Origin of the sequence: Achromobacter spanius, from assembly GCF_039673305.1 — a bacterium.
GTDB classification, from domain to species: domain Bacteria; phylum Pseudomonadota; class Gammaproteobacteria; order Burkholderiales; family Burkholderiaceae_B; genus Achromobacter; species Achromobacter spanius_F.
Genome location: NZ_JBDJLJ010000002.1, coordinates 103,547 through 122,241 on the forward strand (window position 1 = coordinate 103,547; position 18,695 = coordinate 122,241).

The window sequence follows — 18,695 nt, forward strand, 5'->3', positions numbered from 1 at the left end:
CAGCAAGACCGGCGCTCTGCGATGGCGTTAAGTTCGTCTTGGGTCATTTGTGCTCCAATAATGATGCGTTGCCGGTCTCAATACTCGATATATGAGACATTTCCTCCAGCATCGCCATGGAATCGGCATAGGCGCGCATGGCCCTGTGTTCGTCGATCTGGTCGGCCCCGAGGGTTTCGGCGCACTCGCGTAGCTGGGCGGCGAGGCGTGGGACGATGGCCTGAAGCTGGCGCAGTTCAGCCAGCGCGTCGACGACTATCTGGTTGTGGATCATTTCGGCTCCTTGTCGTTGGTGGCGACGTCCAGCGGCAGCGCCATGGTGTGCGCGCACGGCGTGGCGGGGATCGGCTGGCCGGCGGGAACGAATGCCATGCAGCAAGGCTGCCCGGTCTTGTCGTACTGCCACTCGGCCGGGTACTCGACATCGCCCGGCTTGAACGCCATGGACCGCGCTATCAGGTCGCATACCTCGTTGTCGTCGCAGTCGTTGACGTCGTCACCCTCGCGCATGGCGCGGTCGCGGGCACAGCCACGGCACCAGGCTTCGAAGAAGAATTCGCCCTCGGTTCCGCTGGACGGTTGATAGGGCTGGCCGGCTCGCTCGACGTTGAGCGCGGCATGGCTGGCGGTCAGAATTGGGCTAGGCATCCGCCCCTCCGTCGTTGTGCTGCTTGGGGTGGCATCCGTTGCAGACAGGTGATTCGATAGCTACGGGCGTGCCGTCGCGCTTGTAGGCGGTCGATCTGTCGATCGTGCCCGAAAGCTCTTGCGGGAACTTCCAGCACCCACAGCGGCCGCATTCGACCTGGCGCAGTCCGGCTTTCCGTTGGACGCGCCACCACTCTTCCATGTCCATGTAGCCGTTCGTGGTGGGCGGTTGGCTGCCGGGTTCGTATTCCCCGCCGACCGACACGATGGCCACGCCGCTGCCGATGTTCACGCGGATATCAGGCATTGCTGTCCCCTTGCGTTTGTTCGTCCGTCGGATCGATGTAATCAAGCGGGCGGCGCAGGTTATCGGGGAACTTCTGCGCTCCCGGTTGCGCGGACAGGGCGGCGCGGGCTTCGGTTCCGTCGTCCGTCCCAAGTTGCCATGCTGCGGCTTGGCTACCGTTCTCCGAGAACGGGTTCGGGAACACGCGCCCGTCATAGGCTTTGCTGTAGCCCTCGTTGTAGGCGAACATCAGCGCGTGTAAGTGCAGCTCGGACAGCATCGGCCATTTCCCCGCACCCTTCGCGCAATCCCCGCCGTCCAGGGCGCCACCCTTAGAATCAATGCTGGCGCGGCTTTCCGGTCGATTGGCGGGCGGTTGGGCGCCGTCCTTGTCAGCCTGGGTTTTGAGGGCGCGGATAGACGCCATCGCCCGGTCTAGCTGTCGGTCTTTCGCGTCCGGCTCGAACTCAGGACGAGACCGCATAAGCCATAGGACGTGCACCGCGTCGTCCAGCGCCGTATTGCGCACCGCCTCGCTGGCCTGGGGCGCGGCATCATGGCGCTCGTTCAGCACGTCCTCGTGGACGATGCGAAGCGGGATCACTTCTACCTCGTCCGTCCGCCAGCCTCCCAGATCGTGGTCGTAGCGGTACACACGCAATTCCCGTTCGTGCCAGGGCTGATCGGCTTTGCCGCCCAGTTGAGGGATGGTGTAGCTGTCGTAGGGGCCGCCATACGTCGGCACCAATCCGAGCTCGGGGTGTTCCAGCGCCATGAAGAACGGCCGGCCCGTGATCGGGCATTTCGGAGGCGCCAGATCCTCCTGCGCCTCCCCGGCTACAGCGGCGCTTGCCAGGGCGTCGCGGGAAAAGGCGACCTTGTCGGCGTCTGTCAGCGGTTGAACGGCGTCCGGCTCGCCTGCATGCGTGTCCCAGCGGATCAGGAAAGCGGCGTCCGCCATCCCGGCCTCATGGGAACTTTCTAGGACGGCGACATGGTCGTCATATCTGACCCAATCGCCGGACAGAGTCTCCTGCATGCAGTCCGTCCCGTGGTAATAGCGCTTAATCGGAGCTGCCCGCTCGTCGCCCGCCTGCACGCCCTCCGCGCGCAGCTTGGACAGTGCATCAGCAATCAGCGCCTTCACGCGGCGAAATTGCTCGGTCTGCTGGTACGGCACGGGGTTGGTCATGATCGCTTCCAGGCGGTCTGCGTGGGGCGCGATGTGCTTCTTTGCCAGCGCTTCGATCTCGTCATCCGTCAGCCCAGGCTGGGCGGCGTTGTTCTCAGTCATGCTGCTTTCCTCCGGGGAATTGTCAGGACTATGCCCAGGCCGCTGCGCTCCAGCGCTGCGACATTGGACAGGCCATAGGCGATCAAACAAATGGGAGCGCCGGAATTGAATGGGGCGCGCGTTCCGTCGACGTAGTGGAAGTGCGGGCGCCCTTCGATGAACAGCACAGCGTCGGCGGCGCCCCAAACGCACTCATAGAACATGGCGGTTTCGGTTCTGGCCGGGATCAGCGCTATGCCGTTCCCGTGCCCGGCCATCCGGCGCAGCCACTTCACAGCCTCGCGCCCGAATGGAGGGTTGCACCAAACTCGCCCCTTCCAGGGCTGCGACAAGCCGTTGTCGGTCACGGTGAAATGCTGGTGCGCTGTACCCCAGGGCCGCACTGCTGGCGCGCATGGGTCCAGGTCAAAGTCACCCAGCGCAGCAATGATGCCGGGCGGCGTCAGCCATTCGTCGTTCTTCATGCGCGCCGATTGGTGCGATGACAAAGCCATCACGCCTCTCCCTTCTGCTGGGCAATGGCGGCGCGCGATGCTTCAACCCAGGCCGGGCTGCGGTTCTTGTAGCGCTGCTGGCGGTCTTCCCAATACTTGAGCGCCAGACGCAACGCGGCGATAGCTTGGGAGTCCAGCGCATCGCCAGCAGCGGGAGACGGTCGGCGTTCACCGGGCAGGTAGCGCAATTCCTGCTCGTGTCCCTTCACGCCGCATACGACATGGCCCCAGCTTGACCACTCCCCGCCTGGCAACCGGTAGCGGGCCTGATACGCGCCGTCGTCGTCCTGACGCGTCCAGTCAAGATCGCGCAGCACGTGCTGAATCAGCGCGTTGACGGCCATGGGGCTACCGAACTCGGTATAGCTCTGCGCGTTCGTGCGACCGCCTACGTGGGCGATGCGCTCGCCAAGGGTCATGCCATAGGTCGCGCTCCGTCCATCCTCCCCCGTCGCTCCGGTGGGTATAGGGTGCGAGGTAGGGGCGGGGGGAAGAGGCATCCAGTGCGTGGGCTGGTCGGGGCAAGGATCGGCGTCCGAGACAAGATCGTCCGCCCAGATCCACAGTGCATAGCATTCACCCTCAGTCCAGCGCATGCGGGCCTGCTCGCCGTTGTAGGCCCAGACTTCCGTTCCATCCTTGGGTGCCGATTCGATAGGCTTCCATTCTGTGTTCATGCTCTCAGGCTCCGGGGAAGAAGAATTCCACCGCGCGGCGGCAGATGAATAGGATGGTGAAAATCACGACGCTGAACCCGATAACGAAGCCCGGCAGACCCACGGACATCACCAAATTGACTACCGGGTCTTCGTCGTACTGAGGGGAGTCTTTGGATTCCACGTGGATCTCCAGGCAATAGAAGGGCAGCCCCGGACAGACGGCGGGGTACGGGGCTGCGGGGTGATGGCTAGCGGATGTTCAGTCGAACGCCTTGACGCAGCTTGGCGCCAGGCACGTCAAACCCGTCTTTCAGTGCCTGCGCGACCAGCTTTTTGTCCAACTGAGGGGGTGGCGCGGGAGGTGTGACGAAGTAGTCAGCGGGAATTTGCTTCTCATCGAACACGTCAACGGCAGCCGGGTTCTTGGCGATGCTGATGGAGAACAGCGGGCATTCGATCTTCTGGATGCCGTTGTTCTGCATGGACTCCAGCACGTAACGCTTGAGGCCGTCCACGCGGTTCTCGATGGCCTTGCGCCGGGCTGCCATGCTTGCCTCAGCTTCCTTGATCGCTGCCGCCGTCGTCTCCAGGTTGCGCAGGAAGCAGACGACGTTCTGGGCCTTCACTTCCAGATCGCCGCCTAGGCTCTCCAGGGTGTCGGCCAGGGCCTTTTCGTCCAGATCCAGGTTCTCCAGCGCTTGGAGTTGGCCGCGATACTCAGCAGCCAGGGAGTAAAGGGATACGTTCGTCATGGGGCACCTCTAGAAGGGGATATCTTCCGAAGACTCGGAACCTGCTTCAGCCAAAGCGCGGTTCCCGTCAGCCATCGAGCCACTGCCGCCAGAGCGCATGGGCTTGTCTCGCAGCGCCTGAACCATTTTTGCCAGCTGTAGAGGCTGGGTCTTGCGGTCCAGGATCTCAGACGCCACCAGCTCAGTGCCTGCCTGAAAGACACCAGCCAGGTTAGGGCGCCACTTGCCCGCGTCGTACTCCTCCATCGTGAACAGCAGCCCAATAGGCTTCTCCAGCAGTTCGCCAAACTGCGGGACTTCGATTTCCACTTCGCGTTTCAGGTCGTAGTCGTAGACCTTGCATTTCTTCATCTGCGGGTCATTCAGCCCACGCAGGCTGAGGCAGGCCATGATTGCATTCAGCTGCTTGAAGCCGTAAATGGTCGTGCCGTCTTCCTTCCGGGTGTAGATCGAGAAACGGGCCTTCTGGCCGCTGTCAGACACGAAATCGAAGTCGATCCCGAGTGTGCCCGTGTTCTTGGCAACGATGTGCTGGGCGCGGGTGAACTTCCCCTTGTATTTGCCCATTTCGGTGATCCGAGCGCCCGTGTTCTCTGCGCCCTTGGCGGCGTTGATGTCGAGTGCGTACATGTGTGCTATTTCCTTTGTCGAGTGGGAGTCGTAAGCGCTTTATCAACCGTCCACCCGTATAGGTAGATCCGGCTTTTTGCGGTTGGGTAATGCATGCCTACTGTTTCGCAGTGCTCCTGCAAGGTTGCGCTCTTTCCTTCGAAGTCGAAGAGCGCCGTATTGCGTTTATTGCGTGCTTGAGTCTTCGAGTCTTGCCACTCACAATTGCCGGGTTTGTAGTCGCCGTTGTTATCGATACGCCCTAGCGTCGTGCCTTCTGGTCGTTTACCCATGTCGGCCAAGAATGATTCGAAGTTCTTCCACGAGTCATGGACCTTTATTCCTCTGCCGCCATAGTCGGGGTACTTGTGATTCCCCTTGTTCTGGCAGCGGGTTAGCATCGAGGACCAGGACTTGTAGGTGGGCGTTCCGAAATGGCCGTGGCGAGTTTTGTCTTCTGCTGTTGCTATCACTCGCTTGCACCCGCAACTGGTGGTGTGGCCGTTCCGCAGGTTTCCCAGCCGAACTAACGATTCGGCTCCACAGTCGCAGACGCAAACCCAGCGGCTTTGGCTACCAACCGACTTGCCTTTCCTCAACGCAACTAGCATCCCGAACCGGCACCCGCTCAAATCAAGCGGTTGCATGGTCCACCTCGTAGAACTCGCAGACCATGCGGTCAATCTCTGCCAGGTCGTTATCAATGAGGGTGTCGGGGAACATCCCAATGGGACTCTTGCAGCAGTCCTGGCCGTTGGTCTGGGTCGAGAATTGATAGACGCCGTTCGTAACCTGAGTGCGTAAGACAATGGTGAAGTAGCCTTCCGGGACCAGAGTGCTATCAACCATCTTCCCCACCGTTTTCATTCGGACATTGCCGAACTCATCGGTTTGCGTGTGGGCCAGGATGTACACCCGGCGATGGTCGGCCAACTGCCCAGCGGCATTGAATATGTCCCACGCAGCCTTGCCGATGTCTTCGAACTTTTTGTACCCAGTCTCACCGGTGCGGGAAAGAAGCTGATTGACCATGACGGCCTGGTAGTCGTCAATTACGACGATTTCGTGTTCCGACAGGCGCATTGCCTTCTCGATGCTTGCCGGGTCATCAGACTGAAAAATGTTGCCGCCGGTTTTGTCCTTTCGGACTTTCCAGCCCTCAGCCCGAAACGGCAGGGGCTTGCGCAAGCACTGAATCAGCAGGGTCTTCGCCGGGTCGAGGTTGCGAAGAGAGGTGGACTTTCCGGAACCGGAGTTGCCCAAGATTAGGGTTGCGATGCTCATCGATTGCTCCTGATTGCTCGGTTTGGATGATTGCTACTGCTCGTCCACGCTGGGCGCGTAGGTATTGATCGGGGATGCCTGGGGCGTAGAAGTCTTCGGCTTTCATTGGCTGCTCGCGTACTTTGTCCCGCCATCCTTCGCCCAGCGTTCGTTAGAAGCTTGGTCCGACTGCTGAACGCTTGCGAGAACGCCGATCAGGGCGCAGATGAGCGAAAAAATGCCGACTACAGTGTGTGCGTCGGCTTGGAGGATCTTGCGGAGCAGGCGTTTCATGTCTCACCTCGGGCTTTGGCAATTGCGGCAGACGCGCTCTTGGCCCACGTCGCCATTTCCATGTGAAGCAGCATTCCGTCTCCGTAGTGCTTGCGCTGCAGTTCGACCGCTTCGCTCAACAGATTCAGCAGCTCCGGCGCGGCTGAGATCAGGCGGGCGTTGGCATCGCGGTGCGAGCGGGTGGCAAAGTCGGTTCCGCTCCATTCGCTTCCGACTAAAGCATTTCTGCAGTCAGCAATGCCGACCACGCTTCCATTCTCCGCGCTGACAATTCCCTTGAATTCTTCCCATGGCCCCGGTGTAAATGAAGTCGTCATTCTTTTTCCCATTCCGGCCAGAAGCCGCGAACGTATTTCTTGGTTTGGTAGTCGGCAACGTGGGCAATAGCCAGCGTCATCTGATCTTTGCAGTCCAGCCCGAACAGGCCGGATAGCGCGTCCCTCAGCAGAATCTCGGGCTTGTCCGCATCGCCAGCGATGAAAGCCAGCATTTTCGCGTCCTCGTTCGGGAATTCCCGCTCAAACGCTTCTATGACTGCCCAGCGATGGGTAAACAGATCCGCCTCAATTGCCTTGGCGACTTCTGCGTACTTCTCGTCGTAGATGTGCTGGGGCGGGTCGAAGCTGAATCTTGATCCCATAGATATCTCCTACCACCCCATGAGGCATGCCAGGGCGGAAAACAGAATGGTTATTGGGATTGCCCAGTACTTGAGATTCGTGAGCATGACGTCTCCAATCAGGTAAGCCCCCTCTCTCCCCCGGCATACCCTGCACGGGAGAATTAGGGGTAATAGTGGGGCTTGAGGGGTGAGGGGTGTGCCCTCATAGAAGCGGGCCGGGCTTGATACCGGCTTCCCATACTGGCGAGGATTGCTTGCAGATTTCAGGTCTGCCCGGTCCTATATGGGTCGCTCACGTATAGCGTGTCCTTCCACGCCGCCGCTTCTATGAGGACCCCGGGTTTCGTCCGGGAGACGGCCGACTGTTGCACGGCGCCAGGGAGATTTGGGGTGGGGGTGGCCTGCGCTGATCTCAGGCTTTCCAGTTCATCCGCCGTTCTGCCTGCAGAAAAGCCTGTCTGGCACAGGCGCGGACTGCTCGCGTATCAGCCTACGCATTCACCCCCCAAGGATGCGGAGCCACCAGTACTGCTGTGGGACTCATGCGCTTTTTCGCGGAACGAATGAATAAAAGGCTCCGCATCCCTGGAGGTTCAGGGCTTGCGCGGCCCTGAGCGCGTTACTTCACCTTCACCAAATTGCCAAAGTCGTCCATCACGCCAAGACCGTACGAGTACCAGCCGTCACGGCCTAGCGTTACCCAGTACGTAGCGTCGGCGTGGTCCCACATCTGGTACCAGCTGGCCATGGCGTTGCAGGCGGATGCTGCGTAGTGGGTGGTGGTCATGACTATGCTCCTGTGGCTTTGGCGATAGCGGCACGGGCCATTTTGTTCGTGGTCTCAACCGAAGGGTCGCCGAGGGCATTGCGCGTCATGTAGTCCGACTTTTCCTGCTCCATGGCGATCAAAGCCTCCAGCAGCTCGGGCGCGGCGGCAATCAGGCGGGCGTTGGCGAACAGGTCGGTTCCGTCGCTGTTTACGCCGTAGGGCTGAGCGACTGGAACGAGGCGACCATCATCAAAGGAAGGCGCTTGCACCACGTAGTCGTAGCGGACCGCCCACGGCCCCGGCGTATGCGTTGTCATATCTTCTCCTTTGCCATTCGGGCTGCTAATAGGGAGGGGTTAGCCGATCAAGGCTTCAAAGATCTTCTTGCGCTCGTACGATGATTCCAGCTTCTTGGTAATCGTCTGCTGGAGAGACGAGTTCAGCGCCTGCACCATCGTTGCAGCCATCACGGGAGCGGCGGCGATCAAGCCGTCCTTGGATTGGCTCAAGGACGTGAGGACTTCCGGCACCAAGTTGGTTTTGACCCACTCGTTGACTTGCGACTGCACGGCCATAGAGGCCGTTTGAATTGCCTCGCGGACGAGGCGGTCTTCGATCTCGCGGCGCAGACCGCGCAGTACGTCAGGCATAGCGTCGTTGACCGCCTGTTGGATTTGTTCTTGACTGAGCATTGCTCGTTCTCCTTGTTAATCGGTATGAATCCTGAAAGAATCGGGATCAGTCAGCCGAGCGCTCAGACCGGGAGTTCAACTCTTCGTGCACTTCTCGCATTTCCTCAAGGATGGCTTCGCGCTCTTCGCGGCTGTCGACCATGTAGAAGGAATGAACAACGCCGATCCGGATGGTCCCTTGGATATCCATCTTCGTGCGGGTGTTGCGAACGGTGGCCTTGAACGGGGCCGGGGGAGTGCGGGTTGCCATGTAGGCTCCTTAGTGGTTGTTCACGTGTCTGCGTCCTGTCACGGCGCAGGCAGAAATTCAGCTGGGTGGCAGCAGATCGCGAATTCGCGTGTTGCCATCCCCGCCATACGGGATGCAATCCTTGTCCCACCCGGGCGGCAGCTTGTCGGTCAGCTTGATTTCGCCGACAACATAAATCTGCACGTCCTTGCGGCAATCCGATGCTGCTTCCTTCCAGTCCTCGCGGGCAACGTCCCAGGCCTCGTCCTCGTTGTCAGCCTCTACAACCATGTCCAAATCAAGCAACGTGTTCACTCGATAAAGCGGCATGCTGGTTCTCCTTGTTCATTCGTCAGCCATCGCTCATAGAACGGGCTGGTGAATGTGGCCTCCTTCGAGGCCGAAGCAGAATCTGGCTAGCGGGAGATCTGATAGCCGGCGTTGGCCCACACATCATCGTGGCTCGTGGTTTCCTTCATAGATCCATCCATTTCGAGCCAGTCTTTGATTTGGCCGTCCGAATCCGCTGGAAACAGGTAGGTCTCCATCAGTCCGTAAGCCGTGGTGGTCGACGCGACAACAAACTCATGCCCGGCGTGCGGCGGGTCACAGCGGTACAACGAAGCGTGGCCGTTGAAGCCCTCTAAGTTGTCCTTCACCAATCGAGCTACGTTCATACTTCCTCTCCCATTCCATGAAAAGCCCAGCACTCGACGAATGGGGCTTTCGATGCGCCCTGCTTCCAGGGCGGATCATGTGTGCCCATCTAGGGCCGGCCTCTCGCGTCGCTGGCTCCGTTTCAACAGTTCGCCAGGTCATCCGGTCACCAAGTTCCAGCCTTGGCCGCATTCCCTTCTTACGGTCGGGGCATCCGGGCGTCAGGTGGCGCCATAAACCTGCCTGAGTACTGCGGTATTGCTGACTCGCCTTCCCCAGTCCGACTTCGTGGCGGTACGTCTCCCTCTTGAGGCGATGCCCTGACTGCTGGCTGAGGGTCCGTGGGGTTTCTTGCTGCGCCGTGTTCGCAGCGCATGGATGTAATGTGCCACAAGAAAAACTAGCATGCAAGAAAAACTAGCATTCGAAGTTGTAACGGGTTTGGGTTGGGCATAAAAAACCCGCCTGGGCGGGCGGGTTGGGCGTTAGGCGATGGCGGCAGGAGGGAAGAGTCATCCAGCATCGGCTATCATGCTGAATCGTCTAATTACAAGGTGTAGTAGATGGCTCTCATCACTTGCAAGGAATGCGGGAAAGAGGTCAGCGATAAGGCCAAGGCATGCGCGAGCTGTGGCGCGCCCGTCAAGATCTCAATTCCCAGGAAGAAGGCGCATCCGGTGTTGATCGGGATCGTCACCCTGGGGATCCTTTACTTTGTGCTTGGCGGCGATAAAGGCGATGCTTCCAAGCCAGGTGCGTCCGCGGCCAAAACCGAGGCTTCGTCCTGCGACGCGACGGATCTCACGTGCTTGGGAAATGCGGGTGTTGTATCGGCCGGCGTGTACTGCGCCCGAGAAGTCGAGAAGCTAGCAAAGCATGACTTCAAGTGGACGGACAGCTTCCTGGAATCCAAGTTTGACCGCTTCCGCTGGAAGGACAAAAAGTCCGGAGTGATCACCTATCTCGGCGACAAGGCGCAGTTCCAAAACGGCTTCGGTGCGTTCACCACCGTGACCTACGAATGCGACCTGGCGAAAGACAACAAGACGGTGCTGGCCGTGCGGGCGAAAGAAGGGCGCCTCAATTGACGCAGCAGGGCTGACGTCAGCGCCCAACAAAAAAGCCACCCGGAGGTGGCTGAGAAACAGCTTGGCTCAAGAGGGCTGTCGAGATACACTTTGCCTGCGGGACTGATCCGGTGAAGGCCGGGGTAGGTTCTGCCTTTTCTTTTGTGCCTCTCTAGCGCACTATGCCGAACGGATCATTTCGGTTCGCAGCCTTGAAGCAAATCGGCTCCAACAGGGCGAAGTCTTCGGAAACCTCAGGGATCCTCTCGAGGGGCTTTTCTTTCCGCAGTAGCGCATACGCGCAAAAATCGACAGCCTGAATCAGATAGGACGATTCAGAATTTCGAAACACTGGATCCTCCAGGACGCGGCTTATGGGAATGTTCTTCCCGCCAGTAGCTCCTCCGTCCCAAGTCCCAAACTTGCTTGGGATCGGATTGTAGGCTCCCATCTTGCGAACGAGCTTTGTGTACTCCGCTTCTTTCCCTTCATCGCTGATGATGATGGCGTAGCTGTCCCGTGCCTCCATCGTCCGGTTGATTCGGTTCAACATCCGCTCGTAGGCCCACTGCTGGTTCCTAACGGCGACATTAAAGAGAACCAACTTTTCCGGGCCAAGTTTTGCTAAGCACTTAAGGGTGTACTGGAACACGCGCCGGCGAAGAGCTGCATCCAGGTGACGATCGGATGGCCTACCGCGGCCAGACATGAACTTCGTGGCGTGCAATTCCTTGTTCATGAAGATCCCAGTATGGCGTCGTAGCGCTCTGCGATAGTTTCGGATCGCATTGGAGACCTCCCGCCAATTCTTATCTTCTACTCCCAAGGCGCTGAATATATGGAGGCCGTTCTCGGCGGAGTCATCCATGTAGAAAATGTACAAACGTTCTCTCCGCAAGAGGCCTACAGATCGTTTTCCGCTTGCTCAGTGATTTGTTGACAACTAAGGCTTAGCCCCGCACCCACTGCCCAGCCTCATCATCCCGCAGGCGTGCACCGGCCCAGACGACCTGTCCCAGCACGCGCACCGGCGTGCCGTTCTCGAGGGGGATGTCGTAGTGGGCCGGGTTGAAGGACCGTGCCACCCAGCGCCCAGTCAACTTGTCCCTGACCACGGTCTTCACCAGCATCTTGCCGTCGTAGTTGATGGCGTAGACGCCGCCAGTGGCCACGTCCTGCAGCGTTAGGTTCTCGTTCGGCACGACCAGGAGCGCGGCGCCGTCACGAATCACGGGCTCCATGCTGTCGCCTTTCGCATACACCACACGGGCTTTCCCGTTGTCCGCGCCCACTGCCTTGAGGAACGAGCGGCGGAACTGGATCATGCCCGTCTGGTCTTCGCTGTGGTTCTCGATGCCGTCGCGCGCGGCTAGGCGCACCTCGGCCAGCTCTGGCACCTTCTCAAACCTGTCATTCGCGGCGTGCGGCTCTCCCGGTCCTGCGTTCGCGGTGAAGCCCGTCTGAGCGCTGGTTCTGATCTTGGGGGTGCGCTCGGCCTGATAGGTCGTTTGCCCGCCTTCCCAGGGGGCCGGGGGCAGGCCAGCTATGCGCATCGGGAACGCGTCGTCGGCCTCGTCCATATCGACCAAGCCGCCGGCCTTGTGTGCCCGAAAGGGAGACGACGCGGGCGCAACAGATTCCAAGGGTGACGACTGTGTCCCCGGCGCCATTTGCGCGAGGGCTATGGTCATGGCACCTTCAAGCGAACTGAGCTGCGACTGGGGCAGCGCGCGAATCCGCTCCTCTGAGATGGTGCGGAACGGCCACGATGCAGCGGGAGTCTGGCACGCAGCGTCCTCGCCTTCAATGGCACCCCTTTTGGGACCGACGCCTCGCAGCAGCCAATCGACATTGACATTGAGCGCCCGCGCTAGGTCCAGGAACAGGGACGATCCCTTGTTCCGACCGTTCTCAATACTCCCAATAGTGGACTGACCCGTGCCTACGGTTTTTGCAAGCTGGGCTTGGGACATTCCCAATTCCATCCTCGCTTCAGCGAGGCGATCTTTGAGAGTCCTCATATCGCAATTGCGATAGTCGCGCCGAGGTTAATCGCAATAGCGTTCGGCTTCCCCCTCAAAGCTTAAACCCCACCCAAAAGACGCGTCCGATGATCTCGATTGCCGGATCATCAGAGTTGAGATGCAGATCGGGATTACCCACGACGTTCTCAGATCTGGCAATAAAGCCGCCGTTTCCCTTGTGCAGGCGCTTGACCTTGACCTCGTCGTGCTGGCGAAAAGCGTAGACCTTCCCGTTGACGATGGAAGTAGCAGCGCGGTTGACAAGGACCGTTGCACCATCGGGGATTAGCGGCTCCATGCTGGTGCCCTTTACCGACACGGAAACAGTTTGCTCCGGAGTGGCCCCGGCGGTACGCAGAAAGTCTGCTCTGAACGACAGGCGGCTTTTTTCATCTTCCGACAAAACGATCTCGCCATGACCGGCGGATAGATGCACGTCCAGGCGACGGACGGCAACGAACTCATCGGCATCAGGATCCGTGACGGGGCCGACCGCCAGGTACTCGGGAGTCGTGTTCAGGGCTTTAGCCACTGCTTCCAGTCTGGCTCGCTTAGGAGCGGTCTTGCCGTTCTCCCATTGCTGGACGGTCTGCCATGAAACGGGCACGCGTTCGGCGAGCTGCTCCATGGAGAGCCCCAGCTTCTCCCTCAAGTCTTTGATTCGTTTGTGGATCGTCGGCATGCGCGCGAGATTACCCACAAGAAAGGCTTGTGTCATTGCAGGAATTTCTTGCATTGCTAGTTTTTCTTGTATAGAGTGTTCGAATGGACAAGAACCCTCACATCGCTCAAGCCATCGCCAATGCCGGCGGCCCGGTGGCAACCGCCAAGAAGACCGGCGCGAACAACTATCAGACCGTCCAGCAATGGGAGAGGTCCGGGAACGTTCCGGCGGAGTATGCGACTGCCCTCGAGGCCGCCTCCGGGATCTCGAAGCGTCTCTTGTGCAAGCAATGGGCCAAGGTCTGGCCCGAGTTGGCCGAAGAGGCGAGGGCGGCATGACCTCATCAATGCACCGTCGCGCTTTCGCGGCCGTCGGTCGCCCACGCCATGCGGTCACGCTCGGCGCACAGCTCCTGAAACAAATCCATGACGGCTTTCTCGCTCGGGTCTTCAAAGATCCGGCGGGCCAAGTCCTGGGCACTGATCAACAACTTTTCCGTTTCGGTCACGAAACACACCTCGCTCTTTGTTCATAAGGAAGTACTCAATGAGCACCCAACCAGTATCCCCAACCAAGCTTGAAAACACCCGCAAGATCGGTGCACGTATTCACGGTGAGGTTTTGCGTCGGCTTGCAGAGGTCACTCAAGACCTTGCAGCCGAATTCATGGGGACATCTGCTAGCACGGTCAGCCGCGCCAAGGGTGACCTGGAACAGGTCTGCCATCTGTTGGCGGCGATCGGATTGCAGATCGCCCCTGTGGATTCCGTGGTGGTCAGCCGCGACGACATGCACGCGCTTGAACGCATGGCCTACAAGTACCTGCAGACCCGTATCGAGACGGACGGCGGGAGCTACTGACATGGCCGATATCACCCTGGTTCGTCAGCAGCCCGTCCAAGCCTCCGAGCAGGAAAAGGAAGCCGCGCGCCGAATGATCTTCGGCATGGTCGACGGCCTGGGTGAACGCGGCCGCAAGCAATGGCGCCGTCTGTGGAATCAGATCGTTCGGCTCGAGCCCGGCGAGATGATGTCCATCACCACTCACAAAGAGCGCACGGGCTGGTACCACCGCAAGCACATGGCGCTGGAGTCGGCGCTGTTTGAAGCTCAGGACCGTTTCGAGGAATTCGAGGCGTTCCGCGCCTGGCTCAAGACGGGCAGCGGCTTCGTGGACTGGTACCCGGGCCCGAAGGGCGGTGTGATTCCGGTGCCGCGGTCGATCAGCTACGCGAAGCTGGAGCAGGCCGACATGGAGCAGTTCCACGATGACGCCGTGACGTTCCTGCGCACCGCGCACGCGCAGAAGACCATGTGGCCGCACCTGCCGCCCGCGCGCGCCAGTGAGATGCTGGAGATCGTTTTGCGAGGCTTCGGCGAATGAAAGGCCGCAACCCCACCGCCGAGCAGAAGCGATTTTGGGATCTGCTGGCCACGAACATCGGCTGCGTGGCCTCGCGCATGGATGGCTTCTTCGACAGCCAGTGTTCGATCCATCACATCGACGGACGCACCAAGCCGGACGCGCACTGGCTCGTCCTGCCGCTGTCTGCCGGCAACCACCAGGAAGGCACTGGCGCGCCCGGTCGCATTGCCGTGCACCCCTGGAAAACACGGTTCGAGGAGCGCTACGGCCGTCAGCGCGATCTGCTGGTCTGGTGCATCGAACAACTGCAGGCACAAGGATTGGAAGTCCCTGATGGCGCATTGCGCGCGGCGGGGATGCTGGAGCACGCATGAATTACTACCCCCACCACATCGGCGACTTCAACAGCGCCACGCGGCACCTGACGCGCCTGGAGCGGTCGGTGTACCGCGACATGCTGGATCTTTACTACGACACCGAGGCGCCTCTCTCGCTGGAAGTCGACGCGCTGTGCCGTTTGTTGATCGCCCGTTCCAACGAAGAACGAACAGCCGTTGAACAGGTGTTGAACGAGTTCTTCACAGAAACCGAAGAAGGGTGGCGCCATTCGCGCTGTGATTCCGAAATTGAGAAGTATCACGCCCAGCGTGAGGCGAAATCGGCCGCAGGCAAGGCTAGCGCGGCGAAAAGAGCCGAAAAAGCTCAACGCCCGTTGAACGGACGTTCAACACCTGTTGAACAGCCGAACCACGACTGTGCAACTAACCAGAACCAGAACCAGAACCAGAACCAAGATAAAGACATACCCCCTACCCCCCGCAAGCGGGGGAACGGATTCGACGCCTCGGCGATCGACCTGCCGGACTGGCTTGACCGAGAAGACTGGCAAAGCTGGGTTGCCGACCGAAAGGCCCGCAAGAAGCCGGTGACGGAGGAGGGCGCCAAGCGCCAGCTGCAGCAGCTTGCCGACTATCGGGCCGAAGGCCACCCGCCGCGCGCCGTGATCGCGAACAGCATCGCCGGCGGATACCAGGGGCTATTCCCCCCCAGGACCACACATCGAACCAACCCGAATGGAGCTTCAGCGCATGGAAACTTCGCCCAGCAGGACTATCACGCCGGGGTTGCAGCCGATGGCACGTTTTAAAACTGAGCAATCCAGCCAGCGCTGCGAACAGCATGGCGACTACACCGCCATCACGTACATGGGCCACACGTCCGGCTGCCCAGTTTGCATCAAGCAGCAGCAAGAGCGCGAGGCAAGCGAGGCGCACGCCAGATGGCAGGTGGAGCTGCGACAGCGCCGCGTAAGCGAGTTGCTGGGGCGCGCCGCAATCCCGCCCCGCTTTGCCGACAAGACCCTGGACAACTTCGTCCCTCACGCCGAAGGACCGAAAAGGGCGTTGGCCGTGGCCAAGGACTTTGCCGACAACTTCGCGGAATGCCAAAAGACCGGCCAGAGCCTGATCTTCTGCGGCGGAGTCGGAGCGGGCAAGACGCACCTGGCTGTCGGCGTCTGCCACGAAGTCATCGCGCTTGACCGCGTGGCGGTGTTCTCGTCGGTGATTGGGGCCGTTCGGTCCATCAAGGAAACGTATCGAAAAGGCTCTGAGCTGACCGAGGCCGATGCCATCCAAAACCTGGTCGAGCCCGATCTTCTGGTGCTCGATGAGGTCGGCGTGCAGTTCGGCAGCGAGACGGAGAAGATGTACCTATTCGAGGTTATCAACGGCCGATATCAAGGGCTCAAGCCAACGATAGTGATCAGCAATCTGGCCAAGGAGCCGCTGACCGAGTACTTGGGCGAGCGCGTTATTGATCGTCTGCGAGAGGGCGGCGGCCGCATGGTGGTGTTCGACTGGCCCAGCTACCGGAGGCAAGCATGATCGACCTGCCTGAAGCAACGTCAGTGCCGATCGAGCGCCGCTGGGCGTTGAAGATCCTGCAAGAGCATCAGCGCAAGGGCGGTAAGCGCTACGCCATCACCGTGCTGGTCATGGCTAAGCGCGCGCTCGGATTGGACCTAAGCGCTGGGGAGGTCGCATGACCCTGGATCGCCTGACCATCCGGCTGCCTTGGCCGGACACCAGCCTGATGGCGAACCGCAAGGGCGGGAAGCACTGGGGCTCCACCCATGACGCAAAGGTCCGCGCGCGCGAGTCTGCGTTTTTCGCCGCCAAGGAGGCGCTGGGCCGGAACAGCCTCGCGCCCGCCGGCCAGGTGCCCGTGTCGATTACCTGGGTCGCGCCTAACAAGGTGCGCCGCGACCTGGACGGCCTGCTCTCAGCGGAGAAGCCGAGGCTGGACGGCATCGCCGCGGCGCTGGGCATCGATGACAGCCAGTTTCGGCCGCTCACGCTGGACGGCGCGCTGGACGCAGACAAGAAGGGCTTCGTGCTCGTGGAGATTGGACGATGACGGCAGACCTGCAAAAGTGGGAATTCCGCGACCCGATGCTGGTCGTGATGAGCCGGCAGCAGGCCGCGCTGAATCGGTCGTGCAAGGGCTGCGCCCATGCCAAGTCCGTCGAAACCCCCTTCGGCGACACGGTCACGCGCTGCCTGAAGGGCAAGCCCTACGGCAAGAAGTGCAGCCGGTACGAGGTGGCCGATGAGTAGCCTGAATGGTGATTCGCTCCTTTGGAACTGGGCGCGCTGGTGTTGGGCTGGCGCTACGGTGGGGAACATGGAGGCCTACGTGTCCTGGGAAGACGACCATCGGCCGATCATCACCGACCATGCCCTGGTCGTGGAGAGCATGCACGCGGCGCTGCCGTGGCATGAGCGCATGGTGATCATCGCCGAGTACCCGCAGAAGAACGCCATGTTCGGCCACCTGGACGCCCGGGCCCGGATCAAGGCGGCGCGTGATTGGATTGCCAATACGACGGGCGTGGCGCTGACCGAAACCGAATACAAGCTGTACCTGGGGCTGTTCCGCGACCGGGTCGAAAGGAGGCTGGCGTGAAGTACGCGAAGGAAGTGATCGACCTGATGGCGGCGTACCCGGGCCGTAGGTTCAAGATGAAGCAGATCATCAACTACGCGGCACCGCGGGCAGATTCACGGGAGCGCGCCGTCGTGCGGACGGGCGTGTGGCGCGTCTTGGTCGCTCTGGAAGAGTGCGGCCAGATCAGCAGCACCAGAGACGAGGCGAGCGCCCGCGTCCACGTTGAATATTGGTGGGCGAATATAACATCGGCTTCTGGAAAACCATTTCAAGAACCATCACAATACGTGCGGGCTCTTGCGCCTTGAGCAATCGCGAAGCCGTTGATAAGTGACTGAATGCCCCGAGAGGAAATCCTCCCGGGGCATTTTCTTAATGGTTACTCGGGTTGCTTGGACGGATTGTCCCAGGGAAACTCAACGTCCTTCATCTTTGCGGCGTCGGTAAAGATAGTGCCGATGTGCTGCATGGCATAGAGCCTATCGCGCTCATCCATTGGGTACAGCTGCTTGTTGGCTTGCGCCAGTCCATCCAACTGGATTCGGATGTGTGCTAACGCCTCATCATGCTTCGCATAGCGTGCGATAAAGGCGAGCGCAGCAGAGATTGCGAGCGATTGGGCCTCGAGAGTGGCTTCAACGCGCTTTTGGAAGCCATTCGGGATGTTGTCGTAAGCCGTGCTGAAAGTGCGAGCCATAGAGCCTCCTAAGAATTAATGGCAGGCTCACGATAATGATCTAGGTCACGCATTGCAAGGACAGACGAATCCCCCATGAGTCGCCTCAGCAGGCCTGGCGCCCGCGCAGGGGCAAATGCGCGGGACACTTCTTACCGGTCTTGTCGCCGGCGGCCAGCATGACGAGAACCGCGGTGCCCAGCTCGCTACGGCGGGTAGTCGGATGGGCGTGATAACTCTCAAGGAACAACGATATGGCCCTGACTCCAAAGCAGGAGGCCTTTGCCCTTGCTTATGTGGAGACGGGCAACGCTTCCGAGGCATACCGGCGCGCCTACAACGCCGGGAAGATGAAGCCGGACTCCGTCAACCGCAAGGCGAAGGAGCTTCTGGACAACGGCAAGATTACGGCAAGGGTCGCGGAATTGCAGGCCGACCACGCTGATCGCCACAAGCTGACGGTGGATGACCTACTGCGGGAGCTGGAAGAAGCTCGTCAAGCCGCGCTGACTGCGGAGACGGCTCAGTCGTCCGCAGCTGTTGCCGCCACTATGGGCAAAGCCAAGCTGCTGGGGATGGACAAGCAAGTTATCGAGCATTCCGGCCCGGGCGGCGGGCCGATCCCCACAATGCCCACAACGATCCAACTGGTTGCGCCAGGTGACAACGGCTGAAATCCAA

The 18,695-nt window shown here is 60.2% G+C and carries 37 protein-coding genes; 13 read left to right on the plus strand and 24 right to left on the minus strand.

What is annotated here, in order from left to right; translation table 11 throughout:
* Positions 1-43: 43 nt before the first annotated feature.
* The 19 genes from ABE485_RS02540 to ABE485_RS02630 form a co-directional block, all read right to left on the minus strand.
* Positions 44-274, minus strand: a complete 231-nt coding sequence (locus ABE485_RS02540; RefSeq protein WP_346513206.1) for a hypothetical protein — start codon at positions 272-274, stop codon at positions 44-46.
* Entirely contained in the window at positions 271-648 is a 378-nt protein-coding gene (locus ABE485_RS02545) for a hypothetical protein (protein WP_346513207.1), read from the minus strand. The genes ABE485_RS02540 and ABE485_RS02545 overlap by 4 nt, the downstream gene beginning before the upstream one ends.
* Positions 641-955 carry a hypothetical protein gene (locus ABE485_RS02550; protein WP_346513208.1) on the minus strand — a complete coding sequence of 105 codons (315 nt, stop codon included), beginning with the start codon at positions 953-955 and terminating at the stop codon, positions 641-643. The genes ABE485_RS02545 and ABE485_RS02550 overlap by 8 nt, the downstream gene beginning before the upstream one ends.
* Positions 948-2,228, minus strand: coding sequence for a hypothetical protein (locus tag ABE485_RS02555; RefSeq protein WP_346513209.1), 1,281 nt, complete (start codon positions 2,226-2,228; stop codon positions 948-950). The genes ABE485_RS02550 and ABE485_RS02555 overlap by 8 nt, the downstream gene beginning before the upstream one ends.
* A complete protein-coding gene (locus ABE485_RS02560; RefSeq protein ID WP_346513210.1) occupies positions 2,225-2,692 on the minus strand; it encodes a DNA N-6-adenine-methyltransferase in 468 nt (155 codons plus the stop codon). The genes ABE485_RS02555 and ABE485_RS02560 overlap by 4 nt, the downstream gene beginning before the upstream one ends.
* A gap of 29 nt (positions 2,693-2,721) precedes the next feature.
* Entirely contained in the window at positions 2,722-3,399 is a 678-nt protein-coding gene (locus ABE485_RS02565; protein WP_346513211.1) for a DUF551 domain-containing protein, read from the minus strand.
* Between the two features lie 4 nt (positions 3,400-3,403).
* The gene (locus ABE485_RS02570; protein ID WP_346513212.1) at positions 3,404-3,562 is read right to left on the minus strand and encodes a hypothetical protein; all 159 of its coding nucleotides are present in this window, start codon (positions 3,560-3,562) and stop codon (positions 3,404-3,406) included.
* A 67-nt stretch (positions 3,563-3,629) separates the two neighbouring features.
* Positions 3,630-4,133, minus strand: coding sequence for a siphovirus Gp157 family protein (locus ABE485_RS02575; RefSeq protein ID WP_346513213.1), 504 nt, complete (start codon positions 4,131-4,133; stop codon positions 3,630-3,632).
* Between the two features lie 9 nt (positions 4,134-4,142).
* Positions 4,143-4,763 carry a hypothetical protein gene (locus ABE485_RS02580; RefSeq protein ID WP_346513214.1) on the minus strand — a complete coding sequence of 207 codons (621 nt, stop codon included), beginning with the start codon at positions 4,761-4,763 and terminating at the stop codon, positions 4,143-4,145.
* A 612-nt stretch (positions 4,764-5,375) separates the two neighbouring features.
* Entirely contained in the window at positions 5,376-6,026 is a 651-nt protein-coding gene (locus ABE485_RS02585) for an ATP-binding protein (RefSeq protein ID WP_346513215.1), read from the minus strand.
* Between the two features lie 102 nt (positions 6,027-6,128).
* A complete protein-coding gene (locus ABE485_RS02590; protein WP_346513217.1) occupies positions 6,129-6,299 on the minus strand; it encodes a hypothetical protein in 171 nt (56 codons plus the stop codon).
* On the minus strand, positions 6,296-6,616 hold the full coding sequence (locus tag ABE485_RS02595; protein WP_346513218.1) for a hypothetical protein: 321 nt from the start codon (positions 6,614-6,616) through the stop codon (positions 6,296-6,298). Before ABE485_RS02595 ends, ABE485_RS02590 begins: the two co-directional genes overlap by 4 nt.
* The gene (locus tag ABE485_RS02600; RefSeq protein ID WP_346513219.1) at positions 6,613-6,939 is read right to left on the minus strand and encodes a hypothetical protein; all 327 of its coding nucleotides are present in this window, start codon (positions 6,937-6,939) and stop codon (positions 6,613-6,615) included. The genes ABE485_RS02595 and ABE485_RS02600 overlap by 4 nt, the downstream gene beginning before the upstream one ends.
* Positions 6,940-7,540: 601 nt before the next feature.
* Positions 7,541-7,708, minus strand: a complete 168-nt coding sequence (locus ABE485_RS02605) for a hypothetical protein (RefSeq protein ID WP_346513220.1) — start codon at positions 7,706-7,708, stop codon at positions 7,541-7,543.
* A gap of 2 nt (positions 7,709-7,710) precedes the next feature.
* Entirely contained in the window at positions 7,711-8,007 is a 297-nt protein-coding gene (locus ABE485_RS02610) for a hypothetical protein (protein WP_346513221.1), read from the minus strand.
* A gap of 39 nt (positions 8,008-8,046) precedes the next feature.
* The gene (locus ABE485_RS02615; protein WP_346513222.1) at positions 8,047-8,382 is read right to left on the minus strand and encodes a hypothetical protein; all 336 of its coding nucleotides are present in this window, start codon (positions 8,380-8,382) and stop codon (positions 8,047-8,049) included.
* A 46-nt stretch (positions 8,383-8,428) separates the two neighbouring features.
* Positions 8,429-8,632: a hypothetical protein gene (locus ABE485_RS02620; RefSeq protein ID WP_346513223.1), complete on the minus strand. Its 204-nt coding sequence runs from the start codon at positions 8,630-8,632 to the stop codon at positions 8,429-8,431.
* A 57-nt stretch (positions 8,633-8,689) separates the two neighbouring features.
* Entirely contained in the window at positions 8,690-8,941 is a 252-nt protein-coding gene (locus ABE485_RS02625; RefSeq protein ID WP_346513225.1) for a hypothetical protein, read from the minus strand.
* Between the two features lie 86 nt (positions 8,942-9,027).
* Entirely contained in the window at positions 9,028-9,288 is a 261-nt protein-coding gene (locus ABE485_RS02630; RefSeq protein ID WP_346513227.1) for a hypothetical protein, read from the minus strand.
* Positions 9,289-9,831: 543 nt separating this feature from the next.
* Between ABE485_RS02630 and ABE485_RS02635 the strand changes: the two genes are divergently transcribed.
* Positions 9,832-10,356, plus strand: coding sequence for a zinc-ribbon domain-containing protein (locus ABE485_RS02635; RefSeq protein WP_346513228.1), 525 nt, complete (start codon positions 9,832-9,834; stop codon positions 10,354-10,356).
* 151 nt (positions 10,357-10,507) lie between these two features.
* On the opposite strand, the gene ABE485_RS02640 is transcribed toward ABE485_RS02635, so the two are convergent.
* From ABE485_RS02640 to ABE485_RS02650, 3 genes are all read right to left on the minus strand, one after another.
* On the minus strand, positions 10,508-11,203 hold the full coding sequence (locus tag ABE485_RS02640; RefSeq protein WP_346513649.1) for a DUF3800 domain-containing protein: 696 nt from the start codon (positions 11,201-11,203) through the stop codon (positions 10,508-10,510).
* 82 nt (positions 11,204-11,285) lie between these two features.
* Positions 11,286-12,356, minus strand: coding sequence for a helix-turn-helix domain-containing protein (locus tag ABE485_RS02645; RefSeq protein ID WP_346513229.1), 1,071 nt, complete (start codon positions 12,354-12,356; stop codon positions 11,286-11,288).
* Between the two features lie 55 nt (positions 12,357-12,411).
* Positions 12,412-13,095 (minus strand): XRE family transcriptional regulator, encoded by a 684-nt coding sequence (locus ABE485_RS02650; protein WP_346513231.1) that lies wholly within the window; start codon positions 13,093-13,095, stop codon positions 12,412-12,414.
* Between the two features lie 29 nt (positions 13,096-13,124).
* On the opposite strand from ABE485_RS02650, the gene ABE485_RS02655 reads away from it, so the two are divergent.
* Complete coding sequence (locus ABE485_RS02655) at positions 13,125-13,361, plus strand: YdaS family helix-turn-helix protein (RefSeq protein ID WP_346513232.1); 237 nt, start codon at positions 13,125-13,127, stop codon at positions 13,359-13,361.
* 5 nt (positions 13,362-13,366) lie between these two features.
* On the opposite strand, the gene ABE485_RS02660 is transcribed toward ABE485_RS02655, so the two are convergent.
* Positions 13,367-13,531 (minus strand): hypothetical protein, encoded by a 165-nt coding sequence (locus tag ABE485_RS02660; RefSeq protein ID WP_239212298.1) that lies wholly within the window; start codon positions 13,529-13,531, stop codon positions 13,367-13,369.
* 38 nt (positions 13,532-13,569) lie between these two features.
* Here ABE485_RS02660 and ABE485_RS02665 point away from each other — a divergent pair, with 38 nt between their 5' ends.
* From ABE485_RS02665 to ABE485_RS02710, 10 genes are all read left to right on the plus strand, one after another.
* On the plus strand, positions 13,570-13,884 hold the full coding sequence (locus ABE485_RS02665) for a CII family transcriptional regulator (protein ID WP_346513234.1): 315 nt from the start codon (positions 13,570-13,572) through the stop codon (positions 13,882-13,884).
* A gap of 1 nt (position 13,885) precedes the next feature.
* On the plus strand, positions 13,886-14,407 hold the full coding sequence (locus tag ABE485_RS02670) for a DUF1367 family protein (RefSeq protein WP_346513235.1): 522 nt from the start codon (positions 13,886-13,888) through the stop codon (positions 14,405-14,407).
* Positions 14,404-14,763 carry a Ref family recombination enhancement nuclease gene (locus tag ABE485_RS02675; protein WP_346513236.1) on the plus strand — a complete coding sequence of 120 codons (360 nt, stop codon included), beginning with the start codon at positions 14,404-14,406 and terminating at the stop codon, positions 14,761-14,763. The genes ABE485_RS02670 and ABE485_RS02675 overlap by 4 nt, the downstream gene beginning before the upstream one ends.
* Entirely contained in the window at positions 14,760-15,536 is a 777-nt protein-coding gene (locus tag ABE485_RS02680) for a YdaU family protein (RefSeq protein WP_346513237.1), read from the plus strand. The genes ABE485_RS02675 and ABE485_RS02680 overlap by 4 nt, the downstream gene beginning before the upstream one ends.
* On the plus strand, positions 15,478-16,275 hold the full coding sequence (locus ABE485_RS02685; RefSeq protein WP_346513238.1) for an ATP-binding protein: 798 nt from the start codon (positions 15,478-15,480) through the stop codon (positions 16,273-16,275). The genes ABE485_RS02680 and ABE485_RS02685 overlap by 59 nt, the downstream gene beginning before the upstream one ends.
* Positions 16,272-16,436: a hypothetical protein gene (locus ABE485_RS02690; RefSeq protein WP_346513239.1), complete on the plus strand. Its 165-nt coding sequence runs from the start codon at positions 16,272-16,274 to the stop codon at positions 16,434-16,436. Before ABE485_RS02685 ends, ABE485_RS02690 begins: the two co-directional genes overlap by 4 nt.
* Entirely contained in the window at positions 16,433-16,807 is a 375-nt protein-coding gene (locus tag ABE485_RS02695) for a hypothetical protein (RefSeq protein ID WP_346513240.1), read from the plus strand. The genes ABE485_RS02690 and ABE485_RS02695 overlap by 4 nt, the downstream gene beginning before the upstream one ends.
* Positions 16,804-17,007, plus strand: a complete 204-nt coding sequence (locus ABE485_RS02700; protein WP_346513241.1) for a hypothetical protein — start codon at positions 16,804-16,806, stop codon at positions 17,005-17,007. Before ABE485_RS02695 ends, ABE485_RS02700 begins: the two co-directional genes overlap by 4 nt.
* Before the next feature lie 79 nt (positions 17,008-17,086).
* Positions 17,087-17,356, plus strand: a complete 270-nt coding sequence (locus ABE485_RS02705) for a hypothetical protein (protein ID WP_346513243.1) — start codon at positions 17,087-17,089, stop codon at positions 17,354-17,356.
* Entirely contained in the window at positions 17,353-17,646 is a 294-nt protein-coding gene (locus tag ABE485_RS02710; protein WP_346513245.1) for a hypothetical protein, read from the plus strand. Before ABE485_RS02705 ends, ABE485_RS02710 begins: the two co-directional genes overlap by 4 nt.
* A gap of 71 nt (positions 17,647-17,717) precedes the next feature.
* Here the strand turns inward: ABE485_RS02710 and ABE485_RS02715 are convergent, their stop codons facing one another.
* Positions 17,718-18,035: a hypothetical protein gene (locus ABE485_RS02715; protein ID WP_346513246.1), complete on the minus strand. Its 318-nt coding sequence runs from the start codon at positions 18,033-18,035 to the stop codon at positions 17,718-17,720.
* A 233-nt stretch (positions 18,036-18,268) separates the two neighbouring features.
* On the opposite strand from ABE485_RS02715, the gene ABE485_RS02720 reads away from it, so the two are divergent.
* The gene (locus tag ABE485_RS02720; RefSeq protein ID WP_008162640.1) at positions 18,269-18,688 is read left to right on the plus strand and encodes a terminase small subunit; all 420 of its coding nucleotides are present in this window, start codon (positions 18,269-18,271) and stop codon (positions 18,686-18,688) included.
* Positions 18,689-18,695 lie beyond the last annotated feature (7 nt).